The sequence below is a fragment of the Citreimonas salinaria genome (assembly GCF_900107235.1).
Lineage (GTDB): Bacteria > Pseudomonadota > Alphaproteobacteria > Rhodobacterales > Rhodobacteraceae > Citreimonas > Citreimonas salinaria.
This window is the reverse complement of sequence record NZ_FNPF01000009.1, coordinates 58,898-81,395: the sequence shown is the minus strand read 5'-3', so window position 1 is coordinate 81,395 and position 22,498 is coordinate 58,898. Positions and strand designations below refer to the sequence as shown.

At 69.5% G+C, this 22,498-nt stretch carries 20 protein-coding genes; 15 read left to right on the top strand and 5 right to left on the bottom strand.

The features are described from left to right. Window positions 1–42 precede the first annotated feature (42 nt). Entirely contained in the window at window positions 43–861 is an 819-nt protein-coding gene (locus BLW27_RS12265) for a sulfotransferase family protein (protein ID WP_089883681.1), read from the top strand. A gap of 10 nt (window positions 862–871) precedes the next feature. Here BLW27_RS12265 and BLW27_RS12260 read toward each other — a convergent pair whose 3' ends face one another. Then, window positions 872–1,072, bottom strand: coding sequence for a DUF2798 domain-containing protein (locus tag BLW27_RS12260; RefSeq protein ID WP_281242753.1), 201 nt, complete (start codon window positions 1,070–1,072; stop codon window positions 872–874). A 90-nt stretch (window positions 1,073–1,162) separates the two neighbouring features. After that, window positions 1,163–1,744 carry a DUF1285 domain-containing protein gene (locus BLW27_RS12255; protein ID WP_089883679.1) on the bottom strand — a complete coding sequence of 194 codons (582 nt, stop codon included), beginning with the start codon at window positions 1,742–1,744 and terminating at the stop codon, window positions 1,163–1,165. 70 nt (window positions 1,745–1,814) lie between these two features. Here BLW27_RS12255 and BLW27_RS12250 point away from each other — a divergent pair, with 70 nt between their 5' ends. Genes BLW27_RS12250 through BLW27_RS12235 form a run of 4 tightly spaced genes read left to right on the top strand, consistent with a single transcriptional unit; the run spans window position 1,815 to window position 8,538 of the window. Next, entirely contained in the window at window positions 1,815–2,822 is a 1,008-nt protein-coding gene (locus BLW27_RS12250) for an AAA family ATPase (RefSeq protein WP_089883678.1), read from the top strand. Next, complete coding sequence (locus tag BLW27_RS12245) at window positions 2,819–3,697, top strand: DUF58 domain-containing protein (RefSeq protein ID WP_089883677.1); 879 nt, start codon at window positions 2,819–2,821, stop codon at window positions 3,695–3,697. Before BLW27_RS12250 ends, BLW27_RS12245 begins: the two co-directional genes overlap by 4 nt. After that, a complete protein-coding gene (locus tag BLW27_RS12240) occupies window positions 3,694–6,465 on the top strand; it encodes a DUF4159 domain-containing protein (protein ID WP_089883676.1) in 2,772 nt (923 codons plus the stop codon). The genes BLW27_RS12245 and BLW27_RS12240 overlap by 4 nt, the downstream gene beginning before the upstream one ends. Window positions 6,466–6,498: 33 nt before the next feature. Beyond that, window positions 6,499–8,538, top strand: a complete 2,040-nt coding sequence (locus BLW27_RS12235; RefSeq protein ID WP_089883675.1) for a DUF7408 domain-containing protein — start codon at window positions 6,499–6,501, stop codon at window positions 8,536–8,538. An 8-nt stretch (window positions 8,539–8,546) separates the two neighbouring features. Here the strand turns inward: BLW27_RS12235 and BLW27_RS12230 are convergent, their stop codons facing one another. Then, window positions 8,547–8,957 carry a CopD family protein gene (locus tag BLW27_RS12230; RefSeq protein WP_089883674.1) on the bottom strand — a complete coding sequence of 137 codons (411 nt, stop codon included), beginning with the start codon at window positions 8,955–8,957 and terminating at the stop codon, window positions 8,547–8,549. Window positions 8,958–9,120: 163 nt separating this feature from the next. On the opposite strand from BLW27_RS12230, the gene BLW27_RS12225 reads away from it, so the two are divergent. From BLW27_RS12225 to BLW27_RS12205, 5 genes are all read left to right on the top strand, one after another. Further along, the gene (locus tag BLW27_RS12225; protein WP_089883673.1) at window positions 9,121–10,569 is read left to right on the top strand and encodes an FAD-linked oxidase C-terminal domain-containing protein; all 1,449 of its coding nucleotides are present in this window, start codon (window positions 9,121–9,123) and stop codon (window positions 10,567–10,569) included. 69 nt (window positions 10,570–10,638) lie between these two features. Further along, window positions 10,639–11,751, top strand: coding sequence for an FAD-binding protein (locus BLW27_RS12220; RefSeq protein ID WP_089883672.1), 1,113 nt, complete (start codon window positions 10,639–10,641; stop codon window positions 11,749–11,751). Window positions 11,752–11,787: 36 nt separating this feature from the next. Then, window positions 11,788–13,164, top strand: coding sequence for a glycolate oxidase subunit GlcF (gene glcF, locus BLW27_RS12215; protein ID WP_089883671.1), 1,377 nt, complete (start codon window positions 11,788–11,790; stop codon window positions 13,162–13,164). Between the two features lie 57 nt (window positions 13,165–13,221). After that, complete coding sequence (locus BLW27_RS12210) at window positions 13,222–14,049, top strand: trypsin-like serine peptidase (RefSeq protein ID WP_342708065.1); 828 nt, start codon at window positions 13,222–13,224, stop codon at window positions 14,047–14,049. A 192-nt stretch (window positions 14,050–14,241) separates the two neighbouring features. Then, window positions 14,242–14,718 carry an Hsp20 family protein gene (locus BLW27_RS12205; RefSeq protein WP_089883670.1) on the top strand — a complete coding sequence of 159 codons (477 nt, stop codon included), beginning with the start codon at window positions 14,242–14,244 and terminating at the stop codon, window positions 14,716–14,718. A 63-nt stretch (window positions 14,719–14,781) separates the two neighbouring features. Here the strand turns inward: BLW27_RS12205 and BLW27_RS12200 are convergent, their stop codons facing one another. After that, window positions 14,782–15,570: an alpha/beta hydrolase gene (locus tag BLW27_RS12200; RefSeq protein WP_089883669.1), complete on the bottom strand. Its 789-nt coding sequence runs from the start codon at window positions 15,568–15,570 to the stop codon at window positions 14,782–14,784. Window positions 15,571–15,653: 83 nt separating this feature from the next. On the opposite strand from BLW27_RS12200, the gene BLW27_RS12195 reads away from it, so the two are divergent. The 4 genes from BLW27_RS12195 to BLW27_RS12180 all read left to right on the top strand — a co-directional run bounded on the left by BLW27_RS12195 (window position 15,654) and on the right by BLW27_RS12180 (window position 19,841). After that, window positions 15,654–17,126 (top strand): NAD-dependent succinate-semialdehyde dehydrogenase, encoded by a 1,473-nt coding sequence (locus tag BLW27_RS12195; protein WP_089883668.1) that lies wholly within the window; start codon window positions 15,654–15,656, stop codon window positions 17,124–17,126. Between the two features lie 103 nt (window positions 17,127–17,229). After that, window positions 17,230–17,631, top strand: coding sequence for a hypothetical protein (locus BLW27_RS12190; protein WP_218141114.1), 402 nt, complete (start codon window positions 17,230–17,232; stop codon window positions 17,629–17,631). Window positions 17,632–17,703: 72 nt separating this feature from the next. Further along, window positions 17,704–18,324, top strand: a complete 621-nt coding sequence (locus tag BLW27_RS12185) for a DUF1523 family protein (RefSeq protein WP_089883666.1) — start codon at window positions 17,704–17,706, stop codon at window positions 18,322–18,324. 122 nt (window positions 18,325–18,446) lie between these two features. Beyond that, the gene (locus tag BLW27_RS12180; protein WP_089883665.1) at window positions 18,447–19,841 is read left to right on the top strand and encodes a hypothetical protein; all 1,395 of its coding nucleotides are present in this window, start codon (window positions 18,447–18,449) and stop codon (window positions 19,839–19,841) included. A 6-nt stretch (window positions 19,842–19,847) separates the two neighbouring features. On the opposite strand, the gene BLW27_RS12175 is transcribed toward BLW27_RS12180, so the two are convergent. Further along, on the bottom strand, window positions 19,848–20,612 hold the full coding sequence (locus BLW27_RS12175; RefSeq protein WP_089883664.1) for a WecB/TagA/CpsF family glycosyltransferase: 765 nt from the start codon (window positions 20,610–20,612) through the stop codon (window positions 19,848–19,850). 565 nt (window positions 20,613–21,177) lie between these two features. On the opposite strand from BLW27_RS12175, the gene BLW27_RS21695 reads away from it, so the two are divergent. Continuing rightward, window positions 21,178–22,452, top strand: coding sequence for a CpsD/CapB family tyrosine-protein kinase (locus BLW27_RS21695; protein WP_245710863.1), 1,275 nt, complete (start codon window positions 21,178–21,180; stop codon window positions 22,450–22,452). The last annotated feature ends 46 nt before the right edge of the window (window positions 22,453–22,498 follow it).

Below are 22,498 nucleotides of genomic sequence, written 5' to 3'. Positions count from 1 at the left end.
TTGCAACCGGCGCCCGCGGCGCGCGCACGAAAGGCTATCTTAATGGGGTTTCCCGGCACCTGGATGACCGAAAGCGGCAGCCTGATCTACCGCGTGGTGCCGAAATGCGCGTGCTCGACCATCGGGCAGGCGCTGTTTTTCAGCGATCACGGGCGCTTCTACGACGGCGACATCCACGACGCCCGGGAGGGCATCCACAAGTGGGGTTTCGACCACAGCCGCAAGCCGATCCGCAAGGCCGTGACGGCGCGCACCGCGCCCGCCTTCACCTGCGTGCGCAATCCTTATTCGCGGGTACTGTCGTCGTTCTTCGACAAGATCTGCGGCATCCAGCGCAACGGCGGGCGCTATCGCGGCAACATGGTGCCGCTGATCGTGCAGAAATACGGGGTCGAGGTGGGCGGCGACGACGGCAAGCAGCCGTTCGACCAGATCGCCTCGTTCCGCCGCTTCCTGCTGTTCGCCCGCGACACGATCCGCTGGCGCCGCCCGATGGAGCCCGACATCCACTGGTCAGCGATGTCTGGCCACGTCGGCACCTTCATCACCAACGGCGGCCGCTACGACCGCATCTTCCACACCGAGCGTTTCGAGGACGGGCTGCGCGACGTGCTGACCGGCGCGCGCCTGCGCCACCAGATCGACCCGGCCGACCTGCCGCGCTTCAACGAAAGCGCCGGGCACGGCCCCGAGCGCGCCCACCCGGTCGAGGCGTATTTCGACGACCTGTCGATGCACCTGATGCACGAGATCTACGGCCGCGATTTCGCGCTGTTCGGCTACGATGCCGAAGAGCCGTCGCGGCGCGCGCCCGTGCGCGAGATCGACCTCGACGCGGTGCACGCGGCCTTGGGCGACTGACCCGGCGCCGTCACGTCGCGCGCGTCAGCGCCATTACCATGCGCCGCGCGATCGGCGCCACCACCAGCACGGCGGGAAAGGCCACTGCCCACGACGCCATCCACTTTGTCAGCCACAGCGCCACCCGCCCGTTGATCAGGCCCACGCCGCGGACGGTCGAGATGAACGACACCAGGCAAGACATCATGCCCGACAGGAACAGGGCGAACAGCGGCTGGAAGAAGCGGGGAACATGGCGGTCCTGGTTGTATGCGGCGCAAGATGGCGAGCCGCACCGAATGGTCGAACGCGGCAGCGGCGGCTAGTCGGGCAGCTCGTCCGACGGAATCAGGCCGAAGAACTGCCCCTTCGACCACAGCCCGAACCAGCCGTCGTGATGCGCGCCAAGCTCCACCAGGCGGTAGAAGCTCTTGCGGTCGATCAGCGCCTCGAGACCGGCGCGGATCATCACGTAGGGTGAAGGCTCTCCGGTCTCGGGGTCGCGTTCCACGCGAATCGGATGATCCGGACCGGCCTCGGCGACGTCGCCCACATGGGTGCGAAAGGTCAGGACCTGGACGCGCCCCTCGCCCTGAACCTCGACATCTGTGGCGACGAAGGGCGCGTCCTCGACCGTGATGCCGACTTTCTCGACCGGGGTGACCAGGAAATACTTCCCGTCCTCCAGCTTCAGGATCGACGAGAACAGCCGCACCAACCCCGGACGTCCGATCGGCGTGCCCAGGTAGAACCAGGTGCCATCGCGCGCTATGCGCATGTCCAGGTCGCCGCAGAACGGCGGATTCCACTTGTGCACAGGCGGAATGCCCTTGCCCTTCGCAACGGTGCTGGCCTGTGCGGCGATTCCGTCCGCGGACGGTGTCACGACATTTTGTGCGCTCATAACTTTTGCCATTCTCCCGCTTAAGGGTAGTTTCGTGCCATACAACCTAATCGCGCAAGGGAGAGTTGCCATGGCGTCTGCCGAGGATCTGGTCGCCGACATCGAGGCGCTCGAGGAAAAGCTGGCCGAAGCACGGCGGTCGATCACCGCCCGCTTCATCGGACAGGAGCGCGTCGTGGACCTGACGCTGGCGTCGCTGCTATGCGGCGGCCACGCGCTGCTGATCGGCTTGCCGGGGCTGGGTAAGACGCGCCTGGTCGAGACGCTGTCGACGGTTCTAGGCCTGCGCGGCAACCGCGTGCAGTTCACCCCCGACCTGATGCCGGGCGACATCCTGGGCTCGGAAGTTCTGGAAACCGGCGCCGACGGCACCCGCGCCTTCCGCTTCATCGAGGGTCCGATCTTCTGCCAGCTTCTGATGGCGGACGAGATCAACCGCGCCTCGCCCCGTACCCAATCCGCGCTGCTGCAGGCGATGCAGGAGAAAGAGGTCACGGTGGCCGGCGCGACCCGCAAGCTCGAGGCGCCGTTTCACGTGCTGGCGACCCAGAACCCGATCGAGCAGGAGGGCACCTATCCCCTGCCCGAGGCGCAGCTCGACCGGTTCCTGGTGCAGATCGACGTGCCCTACCCCACCCGCGAGACCGAGCGCGACATCCTGCTGGCCACCACCGGCGTCGAGGAGTCGCAGGCCCATGCCGTGTTCGACGGACCCAGCCTGATCGCGGCGCAAACGCTGCTGCGCCGGATGCCGGTCGGCGACGCGGTGGTCGAGATGATCCTCGACCTCGTGCGCGCCTTCCGCCCCGGCGATCCGGCGGCGTCCGAGCAGGTGCGCGAGATGGTCGCCTGGGGTCCCGGCCCGCGCGCGGCGCAGGCGCTGATGCTGACCGTGCGGGCCCGCGCTCTGCTGCAGGGCCGGCTGGCGCCCTCGCCCGAGGACGTGATCGACATGGCGCGGCCCGTGCTGGTGCACCGCATGGCGCTGACCTTCTCGGCTCGTGCGCGCGGCGAGGATCTGGGCGGGCTCATCGACGGCGTCGCCAGCCGCATGACCGCCGCCGAGGCCGCTGCGTGACAGCCGACACAGCCCTTCTTCGACAGAACGCCCAGGAAGAGGCCGCCCGCTTTCCCGCCCTTCTGGCGCGGGCCGAGCAGCTTGCCGGCACCGTACTGCTGGGCGAGCACGGCCGCCGCCGCGCGGGGCTTGGCGACGATTTCTGGCAATACCGCCCGCTGCGCGCCGGCGACAGCTATCGCCATATCGACTGGCGCCGCTCCGCCCGGGGCGACGACCAGTTCGTGCGCGAGCGGGAATGGCAGGTCGCGCAGTCGGTGCAGCTGTGGGTCGATCAGGGTGCGTCGATGCGCTTCGCGTCCGACAAGGACCTGCCGACCAAGTCGCACCGAGCGCGTCTGACTGCGCTGGCGGTCGCGATCCTGCTGATCCGCGGCGGCGAACGCGTCGGACTGACGGGTTGGGAGTTGCCGCCCCGCCGCGGTAACCAGCAGATCGCGCGCCTGGCCGAGCTGTTGTCGGACGAGGGCGTGGACGATTACGCCGCTCCCGAATCGCGCGGCATGCTGCCCCATGCCCGCGCGATCTTCGTCTCGGACTTCCTCGGCAATCTCGAACCGGTCGAGGGCGCGCTGACCAAGGCCGCCGATCGCGGCGTGCGCGGCGCGCTGCTGCAGGTTCTCGACCCCGCCGAAGAGGCCTTTCCCTACCAGGGCCGCACGATCTTCGAGTCCGTCGGCGGCACCATGGCGCACGAGACGCTGAAGGCCGGCGACCTGCGCGGCCGCTACCTGGACCGGCTGGCCGAGCGCAAGGACCGGCTGGCCCGGCTGGCGCGGCTGACCGGCTGGCACTACCACTGCCACCACACCGACCACGGCGCGCAATCGGCGCTGCTGTGGCTGTATCGCGCAATCGACGGGAGCCACGGATGACGCTTTTCGGTGTCCTCGGATTCACCGCCCCCTGGCTGCTGCTGGGCCTGCTGGCGCTGCCGATCCTGTGGGTGATCCTGCGCGCCGTGCCGCCCGCGCCGATCCGCCGGCGCTTTCCCGGCGTGGCGCTGCTGCTGGGCCTGCGCGACGACGAGCAGGTCAGCGACCGCACGCCGTGGTGGCTGCTGCTGCTGCGCATGCTGGCGGTCGCGGCGGTGATCGTGGGCCTCGCCGGGCCGGTGCTGAACCCGCAGGCCGAGGACAGCGCCGGCGGAACGGGGCCGCTTCTGGTGGTGATGGATGCCAGCTGGGCCTCGGCCGACGACTGGCGTGCGCGGCAGACGGCGCTGGATGCGCTGCTGACCCGCGCGGCACGTGACGACCGCACCGTGGGCCTCCTTCGCTTGACCGAACCCGAGACGGTGCGCTTCCAGTCGGCGGACGTCATGCGCACCCGGATCGAGGGCGTGCTGCCCAACCCGTGGGAGCCGTCGGCCGAGACGGTCGAACGCGCGCTGGCCGCCCTGCCCGAAGGCGCGTTCGACAGCTACTGGATGTCCGACGGCCTTGCGCGCGACAGCCGCGACCAGCTGCTGGCGGCGCTCGAAGCCCGCGGCACGGTCACCGTGTTCGAAAGCCCCCGCAGCCTGTACGCGCTGGAGCCCGCGCGCTTCGAGGACGGCGCCGTGCAGATCACCGCGCACCGCCTGCGTCCCGGCCCCGTGTCCGAGGTCACGCTGACCGGTCAAGGGCTGGACCCGGCCGGCAACCCGGCCGTGCTGGTGCGCAGCCCCGTCACGTTCGAAGCCGACGCCACCACCGCCACGACCGAGATCGCCCTGCCGGCCGAGTTGCGCGCGCGCATGACCCGGTTCGAGATCGAGGGCAGCCGCAGCGCCGGTGCGGTCGCGCTGACCGACGATTCCCTGCGCCGGCGCGAAGTCGCCCTGATCGCTGGGCGCGACGACCGCGAGGGGCTCGAGCTGCTGTCGCCGCTGCATTACCTCAGCCGCGCGCTCGAGCCGACGGCAGAACTGCTCGACGGGGCGCTGACCGACGTGTTGCCCGCCAATCCCGACGTGATCGTGCTGGCCGACGTGGCGACGCTGTCGCCCGGCGAACGTGACGCGGTGACCGAATGGGTCGAGAGCGGCGGCATGCTGCTGCGCTTCGCCGGGCCGCGCCTGGCCGCAAGCGATGTCGGACGCGACGCCGAGGATCCGCTGATGCCGGTGCGCCTGCGGGCCGGCGGTCGCAGCGTCGGTGGCGCCATGAGCTGGGGCGAGCCGAAGGCCATCGCCCCCTTCGACGAGGACAGCCCCTTCCACGGGCTGGCGATCCCGCCCGACGTCACGGTGTCGAGCCAGGTGATGGCCCAGCCCGACCCCTCGCTGGCCAGCCGCGTGATCGCGCAGCTGGCCGATGGCACGCCGCTGGTGACGCGCAAGCAGGTGGGACAGGGCCAGGTCGTGCTGTTCCACGTCACCGCCAATGCCGACTGGTCGACGCTGCCGCTGTCGGGGCTGTTCGTGCGCATGCTCGAACGCCTGGCCGTGTCGTCCTCGGTCGGAGAGGGCGAGGCGCAGGACCTCGAAGGTACGGTCTGGCAGCCGGTCACCGTACTGGACGCATTCGGGCGCGAGAACGAGGCCGACACCCTGCCCGGCGTCGCCGGCGAGGATCTGGCGAATGCGCCGCTTGGCCCGGACCTGCTACCGGGACTCTACGAAGGCGAGGACCGCGCGGTGGCGCGCAACGTCATGGGCGGCGACGCCGTGCTGCAGCCCGCGGCCTGGCCCGAACGCATCGCGGTCGAGGGGCTGAGCCGCCCGCAGGAGACGCCGCTGTCGGGCTGGCTGATCGCGCTGGCCCTGGCGCTGTTGGCGGCCGACATCGTCGCCTCTCTGGCGCTGTCGGGCCGGTTGCGCGGGCCGCGCGCCGGTTTGGCCGCGATCGGCCTCGCGCTGCTGACGCTGTCGCCGCAGTACGCGCAGGCGCAGGACACCACCGACGAATCCCGCGCCGTCGCGGCGACGACGGACGTGGTTCTGGCGCATGTCCTGACCGGCGACGAACAGGTCGACGAACTGGCCCGCGCCGGCCTTTATGGTCTTTCGCAGACGCTGTACTTCCGCACTTCGGTCGAACCCGCAGACCCGATGGGCGTGAACCTGGAAACCGACGAACTGTCGTTCTTCCCGTTCCTCTACTGGCCGATCACCGCCGACCAGCCGATCCCCTCGGACGCGGCCTACGCAAAGCTGAACGAGTACCTGCGCTCGGGCGGGATGATCCTGTTCGACACGCGCGACGGCGACGTGGCGGATTTCGGCGGCGACACGCCGGAGAACCGCCGGCTGCGCCAGATCGCGGCGCCGCTGGACATCCCCCCGCTGGAGCCCGTGCCGGCCGACCACGTGCTGACGCGGACGTTCTACCTGCTGCAGGATTTCCCCGGCCGCTATGCCGGGCGCGACCTGTGGGTCGAGGCAGCACCGCCCGACGCCGAACTGGTCGAGGGCATGCCCTTCCGCAACCTCAACGACAACGTCACGCCGGTCGTGATCGGCGGCAACGACTGGGCCAGCGCCTGGGCGATGGACGAGAACGGCAACCCGATGGTGCCGGTCGGCAGCGGCTTCGGCGGTGAGCGGCAGCGCGAGATCGCCTATCGCTTCGGCGTGAACCTGGTGATGCACGTGCTGACCGGGAACTACAAATCCGACCAGGTTCACGTGCCCGCGCTGCTCGACCGGCTCGGCAACTGACCGCGCACGCCGGCACCCGTAAACAGGACTGACATCATGGGACAGATCGTTTTCGACCCGCTGCTGCCCTGGGCGGTGATCGCCGCGCTGGGGGTGCTGGCGCTGGCCGGCACCGCGCTGGCGGTCTGGCGCGGCTTGGCCGGCTGGGCGCTGCGCGGCCTTGCCGCCGCCGTTCTGGTCGGCGCGCTGACCCAGCCCTCGTGGCAGGTCGAGAACCGCGACCCGTTGTCCGACATCGTGCTGATGATCGAGGACCGCTCGGCCTCGCAACGGCTGGCGGAACGCGCGGGCGTCACCACGGCCGCAGCCGACGCCCTGCAGGCCGAACTGGAGGCGCGCCCCAACACCGAGGTGCGCCGCATCGCCGTGGGCGACGGCGAGGGCGATGCCGGCACGCAGTTGATGACTGCCTTGTCGGCCGCGCTGGCCGAGGAACCGCGCGGCCGCGTGGCGGGTGTGTTCCTTCTGTCGGACGGCCGGCTGCACGACCTTGAAATCGCCCCGGACCTGCCGGCGCCGATGCAGTTGCTGCTGAGCGGACAGGAAGACGACTGGGACCGGCGCCTGATCGTCAAGAACGCACCCGCCTTCGCCATCCTCGACGAGGAAGTGGTGCTGACCCTGCGGATCGAGGACGAGGGCGCCGCACCCGATGAGATCCGCACCGACATCGAGATCTCGATCGACGGCGCCGAGCCAAGCACCTTCTCGGTGCCCATCGGCGAGGACCTAGAACTGCCGATCACCCTGCCACACGGCGGCCTGAACGTGATCCAGTTCACCGTCCCCGAGGCCGAGGGAGAGTTGACCGACCGCAACAACACCGCGCTGGTGCAGATCAACGGCGTGCGCGACCGGCTGCGCGTGCTGCTGGTCTCGGGAGAGCCGCATGCCGGTGGCCGCACCTGGCGCAACCTGCTGAAATCCGATTCCTCGGTCGACCTGGTGCACTTCACCATCCTGCGGCCGCCGGAAAAGCAGGACGGCGTGCCGGTCACCGAACTGTCGCTGATCGCTTTCCCCACGCGCGAACTGTTCCTCGACAAGATCGAGGATTTCGACCTGATCATCTTCGACCGCTACCAGCGGCGCGGCATCCTGCCGGCGATCTATCTCGACAACGTGCGCCGCTACGTCGAGGACGGCGGCGCGGTGCTGATCGCCGCCGGCCCCGATTTCGCCAGCGCGGATTCCATCTACCGATCGCCCCTGGCCGAGATCATCCCCGCCGAACCCACCGCACGGCTGATCGAGGAAGCCTATCGCCCCGAAATCACCGAACTGGGCCAGAAGCACCCGGTGACCGCCGGGCTGGAAGGCGAAGGCGAGTGGGGCCGCTGGCTGCGCCAGATCGAAGTCGAGCCGACGGGCGGCGAGGTCGTCATGCAGGGCGCGGACGACCGCCCGCTGCTGATCCTGGACCGCGTGGGCGAGGGCCGTGTCGCGCTGCTGGCATCGGACCACGCCTGGCTGTGGAACCGCGGCTTCGAGGGCGGCGGCCCGCAGCTGGAACTGCTGCGCCGGCTGGCGCACTGGATGATGAAGGAACCCGAGCTCGAGGAAGAGGCGCTGTGGGCCGAACCCACGGGGCAGACCATGCGCATCATCCGCCGCTCGCTCGAGGACGAGGTCGGCCCCGTCACGATCACCCGCCCCGACGGCGAGACCGAGGAGCTGGTGCTGGAACAGGTCGCCCCCGGCCGGTTCGAGACGGTCTACGAGGGCCCCGAGATCGGGCTCTACCGCCTGTCCGAGGGCGAGCAGCAGGCGGTCGTCGGCCTCGGCCCCGCCGCCCCGCGCGAGTTCGAGCAGACCATCGCCAGCGGCGAGGCCCTGCGCCCGCTGATCGAGGAGGGGCGCGGCGGCGTGCTGCGGCTGGAAGAGGGCGTGCCGGACATTCGCGAAGTCCGCGAAGGCCGCCCCGCCGCCGGGCGCGGCTGGATCGGCATCACCCCGCGCGAAGCCTACGAGACGCTCAGCGTCACGCAGATGCCGGTGCTGCCTTCGTGGCTGGTGCTGCTGCTGGCCTCGGCGCTGATCCTGGCGGGCTGGCTGCGCGAGGGGCGGCGCTGAGCGTCGACTCAGAAAGGCTTGACCACCACGACCCACAGCACGGCAATCACCACCAGCACGCTGATCTCGTTGAAGATGCGCAGATAACGGTCGGTCCGGCCGAAGCCGCCCTTGCGCGCCCGCAGCACCAGAAGCCCGGTCCAGCCGTAATGCGCGACCAGCACCAGGACCAGCGCCAGCTTCAGGTGCGTCCAGGCGGGCCAGCCCCAGATCGTGGCAAGCCAGATCCCGGTCCCCAGCGCGATGACGCCCAGCCCCAGCGAAAAGCGATAAAGTCGGATCGTCAGGTCGCCCAGCGGGCCGAACTCGCCCAGCCGGTCCCATTCGCGCCGCCAGTAGATCAGCGCGCGCGGGACGGCGAAGATGGACGTCATCCAGCCCATGACGCATAGAAGGTGAATGATCTTGATCCAGGCCATGCGCGCACCTGACCCAAGGGCGCCCCGAAAGGCAAGCGGAGCCGGAGCCCCGTGGCGCGCGTTGTCCTGCCAGCACCCGGCGAGACCAGAAAAGACTCGCCCATCCGCTGATCTGGTTATATAAACTGACCAATTCAGGCTTACCGACCCATGGAGGACGGCCATGCAGATGCCTCAACCGAACGCAGGGGTGATCTCGCGCAAGAGGCGGATCGTCGAACGGCTGCGCGACGTGCTGCCCGCCGACGCCGTGATCGAGGACGAGTCCGAGACCCGCGCCTATGAATGCGATGCGCTGACCGCCTATCGCTGTCCACCGCTGGCCGTGGTGCTGCCGTCTACGACGGCCGAGGTCTCGGACGTGCTGCGCATCTGCCACGAGGAAGGCGTACCGGTCGTGCCCCGCGGCTCGGGCACCTCGCTGGCCGGGGGCGCGCTGCCCACCGCCGACTGCGTGCTGCTGGGCGTCGCACGCATGACGGGGGTGCTGGAGACCGATTACGACAACCGCTTCGTCCGCGTGCAGACCGGGCGCACGAACCTGTCGGTGACCGGCGCGGTGGAAGCGGACGATTTCTTCTACGCCCCCGACCCGTCGTCGCAGCTGGCCTGCGCGATCGCCGGCAACATCGCGATGAATTCCGGCGGCGCGCATTGCCTGAAATACGGCGTGACTACCAACAACCTGCTGGGCGTCACGATGGTGGCGATGGACGGCACGATCATGGAGATCGGCGGCGCGCATCTGGACGCCGGCGGCTACGACCTGCTGGGCGTGATCTGCGGCTCGGAGGGGCAGCTTGGCGTGGTGACCGAGGCGACCCTGCGCATCCTGCGCAAACCCGAAGGCGCGCGCCCGGTGCTGATGGGCTTCGACAGCTCCGAGGTCGCGGGCGCCTGCGTGTCCGACATCATAAAGGCGGGCGTGCTGCCCGTGGCGATTGAGTTCATGGACCGCCCCTGCATCGAGGCCTGCGAGGCGTTCGCCAAGGCCGGCTACCCGATGTGCGAGGCGCTGTTGATCGTCGAGGTCGAGGGCAGCCCCGCCGAGATCGACGAGCAGCTGGGCAAGATCACGACGATCGCCCGCCGCCATGACCCGGTCGAGCTGCGCGAGGCGAAGGATGCCGACGAGGCCGGCCGCATCTGGCTTGGCCGCAAGTCCGCGTTCGGCGCGATGGGGCAGATCAACGACTACATGTGTCTCGACGGCACGATCCCGGTGTCCGAGCTGCCTTACGTGCTGCGCCGCATCGGCGAGATGTCGAAGGAGTTCGGACTGGGCGTGGCCAACGTGTTCCACGCGGGCGACGGCAACATGCATCCGCTGATCCTGTTCAACGCCAACCAGGAGGGCCAGCTGGAGTTGTGCGAGGCCTTCGGCGCCGAGATCCTCAAGCTGTGCGTCGAGGTCGGCGGGTGTCTCACCGGCGAGCATGGCGTGGGCATCGAGAAGCGCGACCTGATGCACGACCAGTACGACGCCGCGGATCTCGAGGCGCAGATGGCGGTGAAGGACGTGTTCGACCCGAAATGGCTGCTGAACCCGGCGAAGGTCTTTCCGCTGGACGCATCGGATGCCCGGCGCGTCGTGCCGGTCGCGGCGGAGTAAGCGGGCTCTGCCACCGTCGCATGGCGACTCCCGACGAATATTTTTCGCCAGAATGAAGAGGCGTGGTGGATGAGAGTTGAAAGCGAGGCCGAGCTGGCTGAAGCCGTCGCCGGCGCGACCGGACCGCTGACCATTCGCGGCGGCGGCACGCGGGGGCTCGGCGCGTCGCAGGGCGCGGTGCTGGAAACCGGCGGGCTGTCGGGCATCACGCTTTACGAGCCCGGCGCGCTGACCGTCGTGGTGCGGGCGGGCACGCCGCTAGACGAGATCGAGCAGGCGCTGGCGGCCGAGAACCAGCGACTGGCCTTCGAGCCGATGGATCACCGGCCCCTGCTGGGCACGAACGGCACGCCCACGATCGGCGGCGTCGTCGCCGCCAACGTCTCGGGGCCGCGGCGGATCCAAGCGGGGGCCTGCCGCGATTTCATGCTGGGCGTGCGCTTCGTCGACGGCTCGGGAACCGTCATCAAGAACGGCGGTCGCGTGATGAAGAACGTCACCGGCTACGATCTGGTCAAGCTGATGACCGGCAGCCGGGGCACGCTGGGCGTGCTGACCGAGGTCAGCCTGAAGGTGCTGCCGCGCCCCGAGACGCAGGCCTGCGTGGTGCTCGACGGACTCGGCGACGAGGCTGCCGTGGCAGCGATGGCGCGCGCGCTGGGGTCACCTTTCGAGGTGACGGGGGCGGCGCATTTCCCGCGCGGCGCGGACGGCCAGCCGGTCACCATGCTGCGCATCGAGGGCTTCGAGAAATCCGTCTCCTACCGCGCCGGCCGATTGCGCGACATGTTCGGCGGCCAAGCCGTGCGGGTCGACGACGATCCCGACAGCGTGGCGGCAAGCTGGCTCGCCGTGCGCGACGTGCAGGCGTTGGCGGGCCGCGAAGGAGATGTGTGGCGGATCTCGTGCAAGCCCTCTGACGGTCCGGCGCTGGCCGCGCGCCTTAGCGCCGAGGCGCATCACTTCGACTGGGGCGGCGGGCTGATCTGGGCGCTGCTGCCGGTGGGTACCGACGCCCGCGCGCGGCTGGGGGAATTCCGCGGCCACGCGACGCGCGTGCGCGGCACCGGAGATGCCCCGGCGCTCCAGCCCGAGCCCGGCCCGCTGGCCGCGCTGTCGGACGGGCTGCGCACCCGGTTCGACCCGCGCGGCATCCTCAACCCGGGGCTGATGACCGCCTGAAGCCCCGCCGCGCCCCTTTTTACGACAGAGAGTGCCATGCAGACCAATTTCACCGAAGAGCAGCTGGCCGATCCCGGCACCGCCCGCGCGAACGAGATCCTGCGCGCCTGCGTGCATTGCGGGTTCTGCACCGCGACCTGTCCGACGTACCAGGTGCTGGGCGACGAGCTCGACAGTCCGCGCGGCCGCATCTACCTGATGAAGGACATGCTCGAGAACGAGCGCAAGCCGGACGCGAAGACCGTCAAGCACATCGACCGCTGCCTGTCCTGCCTTGCCTGCATGACCACCTGCCCCTCGGGCGTGCATTACATGCATCTCGTCGACCACGCGCGGGACTACATCGAGAAGCACTACGAGCGCCCGTGGCACGACCGCGCGCTGCGCTGGACGCTGGCGCGGATCCTTCCCTATTCGGGGCGGTTCCGTGCGGCGCTGGTCGCGGCCAAGCTGGGCCGGCCTTTCGCGCGACTGATCCCCGACGCGCGGCTGCGCGCGATGCTGGCCATGGCGCCGAAGCGCATCCCGCCGGTCAGCCGCAACGACGATCCGCAAAGCTTCGCGCCCGAAGCCACGCCGCGGATGCGTGTGGCGCTGATGACCGGCTGTGCGCAGAAGGCACTGAACACCGACATCAACGACGCCACCATCCGCCTGCTGACCCGGCTGGGCGCCGAGGTCGTCGTGGCGAAGGGCGCCGGCTGCTGCGGGGCTCTGACCCACCACATGGGCAAGACCGACGACAGCCACGCGCACGCCGCCGCCAACATCCGCGCCTGGACGCGCGAGATGGACGGCAAGGGGCTGGACGCGATCGTCATCAACACCAGCGGCTGCGGCACGACCGTGAAGGATTACGGCCACATGTTCGCCCAGGATCCGCTGGCGGATGACGCGGCGCGTGTCTCGGCCATTGCCAAGGATGTCAGCGAGGTGCTGGCCGAACTCATGCCCGAATCCGACACCCGCACCGCGCAGGAAGCGAAAGACGGTGTTGCGGGCATCGACGCGGGTCCGGGCAAGGGCGTGCACGCGCCGCCCGCCGCGACGCCCGGCGGGCTGCGCGTGGCCTACCACGCGGCCTGCTCGCTCCAGCACGGCCAGAAGATCAAGACGCACCCCAAGGCATTGCTGAAACGCGCGGGCTTCGAGGTGGTCGAGCCGGCGGACAGCCACCTGTGCTGCGGCAGCGCCGGCACCTACAACCTGATGCAGCCCGACATCTCGGCCAAGCTGAAGGAGCGCAAGGTCCGCACGCTTGAAGCCAGGGCGCCACAGGTGATCGCGGCAGGCAATATCGGTTGCATGATGCAGATCGGATCGGGCACCGAGGTGCCGGTCGTGCACACGGTCGAGCTGCTCGACTGGGCAACCGGGGGGCCGATGCCTCCCGCGATGCAGCGGGCGGAATAGGCGGGTTTCCTCCGATCTTCAGGACCTGCCCCACTTTCGCCATCAGGGCGGGGCAGAATGCGGCAGTTGACCTTCAAGGGCCATCCGGTGCGCACGTTTGTCTTTCTCCTCATCGCTTTCGCGGCAGGCACCGCGAACGCACAAGGCCTGTTTTCGATGGAAACCAGCGAATCCGGCCGCGCCTGGGCGGCGGTCGGCCGGCTGGAGATCGACGGCCGCGTGTTCTGCACCGGCGCGCTGATCGAAGAGCACCTGGTCCTGACGGCCGCGCATTGCCTGTTCGACGAGGCCGGGCACCCGGTCGCGGAGGACGAGATCCGCTTTCTGGCCGGCTGGCGAAACGGTCGCGCCGCCGCCTACCGCAGGGTGAAGCGTGCCCTCGCCCATCCGGATTTCGACCCCGGCAACGCAGACACCGCCATCCGCGTGCGCAACGACCTGGCCTTGGTCGAGCTGCAACACCCGATCCGCACCGGCATGATCAAACCGCTGGCCCTCGATGTCGAGCCGGCCGAAGGCGAGAGGGTCGGCGTCGTCTCCTATGCCCATGACCGCGCCGACGCCCCCAGCCTGCAGGATGCCTGCGAGGTTCTGGCGCGGCAGCAGGGAATGCTGATCCTGTCCTGCCCGGTCGATTTCGGCGCCTCGGGATCCCCGGTCTTCCACTATGCCGAGGATGGCACGCCGCGGATCGTATCGGTGATATCGGCCATGGCCCGGGCCGGAGAACGCGCGGTCAGCCTGGGCACGAGCCTCGCCGCGCCGCTCCCCGCGCTGCGCGCGGCGCTGGAAGCGCGCACTGGATCGGGCGCCGGGCCCGATCCGATGCGCGCCGGCATGCGCCGCGACACCGGCGCGAAGTTCGTCACCTCGGCGCGGCCCTGACGGCGCTTCGTGCGCCGGCTGCGCGCCTCATTCGGCGAACTCCTGCGCTTCCCGAGCCTCCGGACCTCTTGAATCGGCGAAGCGGCCTTCCCAGATATTCGTCGCCGGGATGCCCGTGGCGGGTTCCGGCACGACTTGGCGCCTGTCCCCTGTGGAAGGCGCGGACATCGGTATCGCTCAACGGAGGATTCCATGCGACACTACGATTTTGCACCGCTCTACCGTGCAACCGTCGGCTTCGACCAGATCGCCGACCTGATGGACCGGGTCCTGGCCAACGACGTCAGCCAGCCGGGCTACCCCCCCTACAATATCGAGAAGACCGCCGATGATGCCTATCGCATCTCGATCGCCGTCGCGGGCTTCTCCAACGACGACCTGACCGTCGAGGTCAAGGAAGGCGCGCTGCTCGTCTCGGCCCGCAAGTCCGAGAACGACGAAGGCCGCACCTACCTGCATCGCGGCATCGCCACCCGCGCGTTCGAGCGTCGGTTCACCCTCGCCGACCACGTACGCGTGACCGGGGCCAGCCACGAGAACGGCATGTTGCACATCGACTTGGTGCGCGAGATGCCCGAGGCGCTGAAGCCGCGTCGCATCGAGATCGCCAAGCCGCAGGCGCGGCAGGCCGTCACGAAGGACGTGCAGGACGCCGAAACCGTCAACTGATCCATTCGATCAGCCAATCCGCCCAAGGCCCCGGTTCGTCCGGGGCCTTTTCCGTTCGCGGTCTCAGTCCAGCAGCGTGCGTGTCATGCGGCTGTCGGCATCGGCCAGTCCGTCGATCACGTCGAAGTGGTGCCTGCCCGCGTCCACCACGTGACCCGCGCCCCACGCTTTCGCCAGCGCCTCGGCCTGCTCCAGGAAGGCGGGCCGCTCGTCGCCGCCGACCCAGACGGTCACCGGCACTTTTGGCGCGGGGTGCAGCATCGGGCTTTCGGCCTGCGCCTCGGCCTCGTCGATCTGCAGGTCGCGGTTCATCGATGTCTGCATCAGCGGCCTCAGGTCCGCCACGGGCGAGATCGGCATGACGTGCGCCAGCCGCGCCGCCACCGCGTCGGGCAGCACGCCCGGCATCGCCATCCGCGCCACCAGATGCCCCCCGGCCGAGTGCCCGGTCAGCCGGATCGGGCCCTCGACCTCGTGCGCGGCGCGCGTGACCGCCTGCGCGATCTGCCGCGTGATGTCCTTGATGCGCACGCGCGGCGCCAGGTCGTAGGACGGCATCGCCACCGCCCAGCCCGCCGCGCGAGGACCTTCGGCCAGGTGCGACCAATGGGCCCGGTCGAACTTCAGCCAGTAGCCGCCATGCACGAAGACGCACAGGCCCTCGGGCACGCCGTCGGGCAGGAACAAGTCCAGCGCCTCGCGCGGGCCATGGCCGTACATGATGCCCAGCCGCGCCCGCCCCGCCGCGGCCAGGCGGCCGCGGTAGGCCTCGGCGGCTTGTGCCCACTGGTCTGGATAGGCGTCCGCATCCGCGATATAGGCTGCATTGGCATAGGCATCGTCCAGGGTCATCCGGATCCTCCACGTCGGGTTTCGGCTGACATGACACCAGAAGATCCACCGCCCGCCAAGCGGCAACCGCATCGGAGACTCTCATGCTCGACGACACGACCGATCTCAAATCGCGCCTCAAGGACCCGTCGCTGCTGGAGACGCGTGCCTACGTGAATGGCGAATGGATCGACGGCGAGAAGACCTTCGACGTCACCAACCCCGCCCGCGGCGACGTGATCGCCCAGGTGGCCGACCTTTCGCGCGAGCAGGTCGCCCAGGCGATCGACGCCGCCTACGCCGCCCAGAAGGACTGGGCGAAGTACACCGGCAAGGAACGCGCCGCGATCATGCGCAAGTGGTTCGACCTGATGATGGAGAACCAGGACGACCTTGGCACCATCATGACCGCCGAACAGGGCAAGCCGCTGGCCGAAGCCAAGGGCGAGATCGCCTACGGCGCCTCCTTCATCGAATTCTTCGGCGAAGAGGCCAAGCGCATCTACGGCGAGATCATTCCCGGCCACGGGCGCGACAAGCGCATCCACGTCATCAAGCAGCCGATTGGTGTCGCTGCCTCGATCACGCCGTGGAACTTCCCCACCGCAATGATCACCCGCAAGGCCGGCCCGGCGCTGGCCGCCGGATGCGCCTTCGTCGGCCGACCGGCGTCGGAAACGCCGCTGTCGGCGATCGCACTCGGCGTGCTGGCCGAGCGCGCGGGCATTCCGGCGGGCGTGTTCAACGTGGTGCCGTCCTCGTCGTCGTCGGACGTGGGCAAGGAGTTCTGCGAGAACCCCAAGGTGCGCAAGCTGACCTTCACCGGCAGCACCGAGGTGGGCCGCATCCTGCTGAAGCAGGCCGCCGACCAGGTGATGAAGTGCAGCATGGAGCTGGGCGGCAACGCACCCTTCATCGTGTTCGACGACGCCGACATCGACGCCGCGGTCGAGGGCGCGATCCTGTGCAAGTTCCGCAACAACGGCCAGACCTGCGTCTGCGCCAACCGGATCTACGTGCAGGCCGGCGTGTACGACCAGTTCGCCGAGAAGCTCGCCAAGCGCGTGTCCGAGATGAAGGTCGGCGACGGTCTGGAAGAGGGCACCGAGCTTGGCCCCCTCATCACCGACAAGGCCGTGGAAAAGGTCGAGGCGCATATCGCGGACGCGAAATCCAAGGGCGCGAAGATCATCCTGGGCGGAGAGAAGCAGCAGATGAAGGGCAGCTTCTTCCGGCCCACCATCGTCACCGGCGCCACGCAGGACATGGCCTTCGCGACCGAGGAAACCTTCGGCCCCCTCGCACCACTGTTCCGGTTCGAGGACGAGGACGACGTGATCGCCATGGCCAACGACACGATCTTCGGCCTGGCGTCGTACTTCTACGCCAGGGACCTCAGCCGCGTGTACAAGGTCGCCGAGGCGCTGGAATACGGCATCGTCGGCGTCAACACCGGCATCATCTCGACCGAACTTGCCCCCTTCGGCGGCGTGAAGCAGTCGGGGCTCGGCCGCGAAGGCAGCCACCACGGGATCGAGGACTACCTCGAGATGAAATACGTCTGCCTGACGGTCTGATGACGCGCCCCGCGCCCCTGGCCGGGCGCGGGACTACCATATCGGGCGCACGCCGCCCTGCCTTCATCGGTTGGAAAGCGCCGCAAAGCGCGAGGCGGCGGGCTTGGCAGCCAAACCTGACGCAGGCGCCGCGCCGCTTGACGAAGGCTCGTGTCGGCGCCACCTCATCCCGATGATCGCCGCACTCGCCCTGCCCACGCTCGTGCTTTTCGCGCTGGCCGTCGCCGTTGCCCGCGGGGTCGAGGCGCTGGTGCCCGAAACGCCGGCGGGGCTGGCGCTTCAGGCGGCGCTCTCCGCGGTCGCGCTGACGCTGTTGTCCGCGGCGGCCTTCGCGGGGCTCTACGCGGCCGGCGACGCGCCGCTGTCGACGCTTCTCGGCGCCGATCCGCGCGGTGGCGTCATGCATTTCCTCGGACTCGGGCTTAAATCCGCGCTCATCTGGGCGCCGCCGATGCTGCTCGTGGTGGTGACCGCCCCGCGGCGCTGGCGGCACGGACGCTGGTAGCGCGGCCCGCAGCCGGCACTGGCCAGAGCATTGCGGATCGTCTATCCGGAAGACTCAGCCGAAGGGGGTCGCATGGCCTACGTGAAGTGGACGTTCATCATCGTGTTCTGGCTGCTCGCCGCGGCCTTCCTGCACTACACGCTGCCGCAGACCGACATCGCGCGGATCACCGACACGTATGAAAAGCGCATCGATCCCGGCGACAACCGCTGGTTCTGGGCGCGGGCGGACGTCGGCACCGACGGCACCATGGCCAACCGCGACGTGTTCTTCATCCAGACCCGCCGCGCCGACGGCGACGTGATGGTCTACCGCAACGAGGATACGGGCTGGGGCTGGCCACCCTATTTCAAGTTCGACACCTCCAACCTGCAGGCCGAGGCCGCCGACCTGCGCTCGACCGCCGCCGACCCGGTCTGGGTGGCGATCAAGCACTACGGATGGCGGGCCGAGCTGTTCACCATCTTCCCCAACGCGCTCTCGGTCCGGCGGGTCGCGGGTCCGGACGTGACGGTGATCCCGTGGACGTCGATCGTGATCCTGATCGTGCTTGCGGCGGTCGGCTGGGCGCTGTGGGTGCGCTGGCGGCGTTTCCACCGCAACCGGCTGGCCCCGGCGCTCGACAGCATGGGGCAGCGGTTGGACGACGGCGGAAGTCGGCTGCGGCGGGCGTTCTCGCGGTCTCGGCACTAGTCTCCGACCTAGGCCGCGCCCGGGCCGGCGCTGCCGCGCCTTTCCTTGCTTTCGACGCAAATCCGGCACGACATTGACGGATCGCCGCGCTACCGCCTGTGTCAGGAGACCCGACGCAGCCGATGCCCAACCTCTTCGCGACCCTCATGCTGGCCGTCTGGCCGCTGATCACGCTGCTGCTGTTCGCGCTGCGGCCGCCGCGGCATGCGCTGATCTGGTCGCTGCTTCTGGGCTACCTTCTGCTGCCCGAGCGTCCCGCCGGCTTCGACTTTCCGATGATGCCGCCACTGGACAAGCACAACATCCCGGCGCTGGCCGCCTTCTTCCTGATCCTGACGCGGCACGGCCCGCCCGGCCCGCTGCTGCCGCTGAACCCGGTGGCTTGGGGGCTGACGCTGATTTTCGTCTTCTCTCCGCTGTTCACCGCGCTGACCAACCCGGCCCCCGTCCACTACGGGGTCGTCCACCTGCCGGGCCTGGGGCTCAAGGAGGCTGTGGCGCTGGTCCTGGGGCAGATCCTGCTGATCCTGCCGTTCCTGCTGGCGCGGCAATTCATCGCCACCGGCGGCGCGCAGCGGGTGCTGATGCGGGCGCTCGTGGTCGCGGCGGTGCTTTATACCATCCCGATGCTGATCGAGATCCGCCTGTCACCGCAGCTCAACCTGTGGATCTACGGCTGGTATCAGCACGAGTTCGCCCAGACGATCCGGTTCGGCGGCTTCCGACCGATGGTGTTCCTGTATCACGGCATCTGGGTCGCGTTCTTCGCCCTGACCGGGCTGATCTGCGCGGTGGCGCTGTGGCGCACGCGCGGACCGCGCCGGCCACGGATGCTTCTGGCGGCCGTCTGGCTGACGATCGTGCTGATCCTAGCGAAGTCGCTGGGCGCGATCCTCTTCGCCGTGCTGCTGCTGCCGCTGACGCTGTTTCTGGGAAACCGCATGCAGATACGCATCGCGCTGCTCCTGGCGCTGCTGGCGACCGCCTACCCGGTGCTGAAGAACGCCGACCTGATACCCGAGGACAGGATGCTGAACGCCGCGGCGCGGGTCGATCCCGATCGCGCGGCATCGCTGCGGTTCCGCTTCGACAACGAGACGCGGCTGATCGAACGCGCCTACGAGAAGCCGTTCTTCGGCTGGGGCAGCTACGGCCGCAACCAGATCTTCGACCCCCGCTCGGGCGAGATCGACACGGTGACCGACGGGCGGTGGATCATCCTGATCGGCGTCTACGGCTGGATCGGCTACTTGGCCGAGTTCGGCTTGCTTCTATGGCCACTGGTGATGCTGTGGTGGCTGTCGCGTGGCGCCACCGCGCGGCTGGTCGCGGCCACGACCGGGCCGCTGTGCCTGCTGCTGGCCATCAACATCGTCGACCTGCTGCCCAATGCCACGCTGACGCCGGTCACCTGGCTGATCACCGGCGCGCTGCTCGGCCACGCCGAACGCCTGTCCGCCCGTCGCGCCATCGGCCGCGTCGGCGCGCTGCGGCTGAAGTGGAAACCCGTGATGTGACGCCGCTCAGGCGCCGCGCGTCCTGAAACGCTGCACGACCGCCTGGGCCAGTTGCCCGGGCAGGATCGCCACGCAGCGGGCGTAGCGTCCCGCCAGCCGCCGGGGATCGGACAGCGCCCGCCACATCCATTCGACCGAAAGCCGCCGCGCCCAGAGCGGCGCACGCCGCTGCGTGCCCGCGAGGAAATCCAGCCCCGCGCCCACCGAGGCGAACCCGACATGCGGCGCCAGCGCGCGGCCGCGCGCCGCCAGGATTTCCTGCCGCGGGGCGCCCAGGGCGATGAAGCAAAGCCGCGCGCCCGAGGCCACCACCTGTTCCAGAATCTCGGCACCGCCCGGCCCCTCGGGGTCGAAGCCCATCGGCGGTGCCGTGCACAGCACGACCTCGAGATCGCGCACGTCACGCTCCAGCGCGGCTGTCGCCGCCGCCAGCGTCTCGGCCGTCGCGCCGACCAGCGCGACGGGCACGCCCTGCCGCGCCGCCACCCGCGCCAGCGGCAGCACCGCGTCCGATCCGGGCACCAGCGCGACGGGGCGCCCGGCCAGGCGCGACGCCCAGACGATCGGATTGCCGTCGGCCGTGACAAGTTCGTGCGCCGCATAGGCGCTCCGGAAGGCGGGCGACTGGCGCAGCTTCACAAGGTGATCCAGGTTCAGCGTGGCCAGCGCAAAGCCCTTCCGCTGCGCCAGCCTTTCGGTCACACGCGCCTCGAGCGCGGCCCAGTTCGGAACGGTGACGCGCACCGTTTGTCCCTCGACGGTGAAGTCCATGGATGTGCGTTCTCCTCGGGAATAGAAATAGCGACTTTCGGCCGGAAATGCCGTGACATTTTCGCAACTGACGGGATGAATCCGCCGCGCCCAGCCAGTTCGATCCACTGCGGCCCGGACCGTCCACAATGCCCGCAAAAGCTCCTTATTCCGGACAGATTTAGCTGATTAACCAAACGATGATCCCGGCCGTTCATGGCCGCCCACGACCACGGTGATTCATGCACGACGCCCGCACACAGAAGATCGCGCCCCTGTGCCCGGCTCTTGGCGGGCGAACCACGTCGGGGCGCGTCGGATGAACGCCGGCCCCCGGTTCCGCAGACGCTGGCCGCTGCACGACGGGGCGGAGGATTATCGGGAAGCCCCTCTCGTCCTCGGGCCGGAAACCCGGTCATGCGATCGCTTCGCGCCGCAAGAGGACCCGCCTCCGCCGTCGGCGGAGTCCGACGACGTGCCGCGCCCTCGCCGCCCAAGGCTGGTCCGCAAACACCGCAAGGCCGTCCCTTCCGCGCCGGAAGAGCGGCACGACGTCCCCTCTACGCCGCGCGCCACCGAACCGACCGTGGCCAATACGGGCGACGCCTCCGCACCGCCCGATACCGGCCCCTCGCGGGAAGCGTTTGACGCACAGCTGCCGAAAGCTGCCGGCAAGGCCGAAGCGCACCCCACGCCTCCGGACATGGAACCCGCGCCTGCCGCTTCGCCCGCCAGCGGCGCGCGGCGCGTGCGTCTGGCAGCGCTTCCGAAGGCGGAACTCGCGCGGGTCCTGCGCCGGGTGCGCGGGCAAGGTCCCGCCATCGCCGCGCCGCCGCAGGAAGAACGCCCCGAATACCCGCCCCGCGCCTCCCCCACGCCGGGCGAGCGACCAAGTGCCGCCGGCGCTCGGGGCCCCGTCACGGCGGCCGAACCACAGCACCCGCAGCCTGCGGACGCTCCGCCCGCAACCACGCCCGCCGCCGCGGACGACGATCCCGGGGACGCTTCGGGCAGCGCGCGCGATGCCGACGCCATGCCCGCACTGCCCCGGCAGGAGGCGCCCGAGACGCCGCCCGCCGCGCAGGAGCTGGCACGACCGGCGCATCCTCCGGCGACGCCTCGAACGGATTCCCGCACGTCCTCTTGGGACGCATTGGGCCGGTTCACGGCCTCCAGCGCGCATCTGGACCGCCACCGCATCGTCGCGGCCCGGCGCGACGATCCCGCGCATGCCGCCTTCGACATGCTGCGCACGCGCCTGCTGCAGGCACTGTCCGACAACGGCTGGAAGCGCGTCGCCATCACCTCGCCCACCGCGCGCTGCGGCAAGACGTTCACCGCCGCGAACCTGGCGATCAGCCTGTCGCGCCAGGAAAACTGCCGCACGGTGATGCTGGACCTCGACCTGCGGCGCCCGTCGCTGCACACGACGCTGGGGCACGCAGACCCGGCGGCAATCGGCGCCATGCTGCGGGGCGAGGTGGCGCCGTCCGGTCATCTGCTGCGGCTGGGGCAGAACGATTTCGACGGCGGCCACAACCTCGCGATCGGCTTCAACGGCCGGCGAGAGCCTTACGCCGCCGAGCTGATGCAGGACCCGCGCACCGCCGATACGCTGTCCCGGATCGAGGCCGAGCTTGCGCCGGACGTCATGCTGTTCGACCTGCCGCCCGCGCTTTATACCGACGACGTGATGGCGTTGCGGCCGCATTTCGACGGGGTGATCCTTGTGATCGGGGGCGGCATCACCACCCCGAAGGAGGTCAAGTCCGTCGAACGCCGCATGGGCGACCGGGTGCCCCTGCTGTGCATGGTTCTGAACATGGCCGAGGACAGCGACGTCCGGCACTACCCCTACTGACGGCCGGCCGCTGCAGGGCCCGGCGCGCGCGGTGTGACGCACCCCG

Coding starts and splice junctions, on each gene's coding strand:
- BLW27_RS12265 (WP_089883681.1), top strand. CDS start 43: ATGGGGTTTCCCGGCACCTGGATGACCGAAAGCGGCAGCCTGATCTAC.
- BLW27_RS12255 (WP_089883679.1), bottom strand. CDS start 1,744: ATGAGCGCACAAAATGTCGTGACACCGTCCGCGGACGGAATCGCCGCA.
- BLW27_RS12250 (WP_089883678.1), top strand. CDS start 1,815: ATGGCGTCTGCCGAGGATCTGGTCGCCGACATCGAGGCGCTCGAGGAA.
- BLW27_RS12240 (WP_089883676.1), top strand. CDS start 3,694: ATGACGCTTTTCGGTGTCCTCGGATTCACCGCCCCCTGGCTGCTGCTG.
- BLW27_RS12230 (WP_089883674.1), bottom strand. CDS start 8,957: ATGGCCTGGATCAAGATCATTCACCTTCTATGCGTCATGGGCTGGATG.
- BLW27_RS12225 (WP_089883673.1), top strand. CDS start 9,121: ATGCAGATGCCTCAACCGAACGCAGGGGTGATCTCGCGCAAGAGGCGG.
- BLW27_RS12220 (WP_089883672.1), top strand. CDS start 10,639: ATGAGAGTTGAAAGCGAGGCCGAGCTGGCTGAAGCCGTCGCCGGCGCG.
- glcF (WP_089883671.1), top strand. CDS start 11,788: ATGCAGACCAATTTCACCGAAGAGCAGCTGGCCGATCCCGGCACCGCC.
- BLW27_RS12210 (WP_342708065.1), top strand. CDS start 13,222: ATGCGGCAGTTGACCTTCAAGGGCCATCCGGTGCGCACGTTTGTCTTT.
- BLW27_RS12205 (WP_089883670.1), top strand. CDS start 14,242: ATGCGACACTACGATTTTGCACCGCTCTACCGTGCAACCGTCGGCTTC.
- BLW27_RS12200 (WP_089883669.1), bottom strand. CDS start 15,570: ATGACCCTGGACGATGCCTATGCCAATGCAGCCTATATCGCGGATGCG.
- BLW27_RS12195 (WP_089883668.1), top strand. CDS start 15,654: ATGCTCGACGACACGACCGATCTCAAATCGCGCCTCAAGGACCCGTCG.
- BLW27_RS12185 (WP_089883666.1), top strand. CDS start 17,704: ATGGCCTACGTGAAGTGGACGTTCATCATCGTGTTCTGGCTGCTCGCC.
- BLW27_RS12180 (WP_089883665.1), top strand. CDS start 18,447: ATGCCCAACCTCTTCGCGACCCTCATGCTGGCCGTCTGGCCGCTGATC.
- BLW27_RS12175 (WP_089883664.1), bottom strand. CDS start 20,612: ATGGACTTCACCGTCGAGGGACAAACGGTGCGCGTCACCGTTCCGAAC.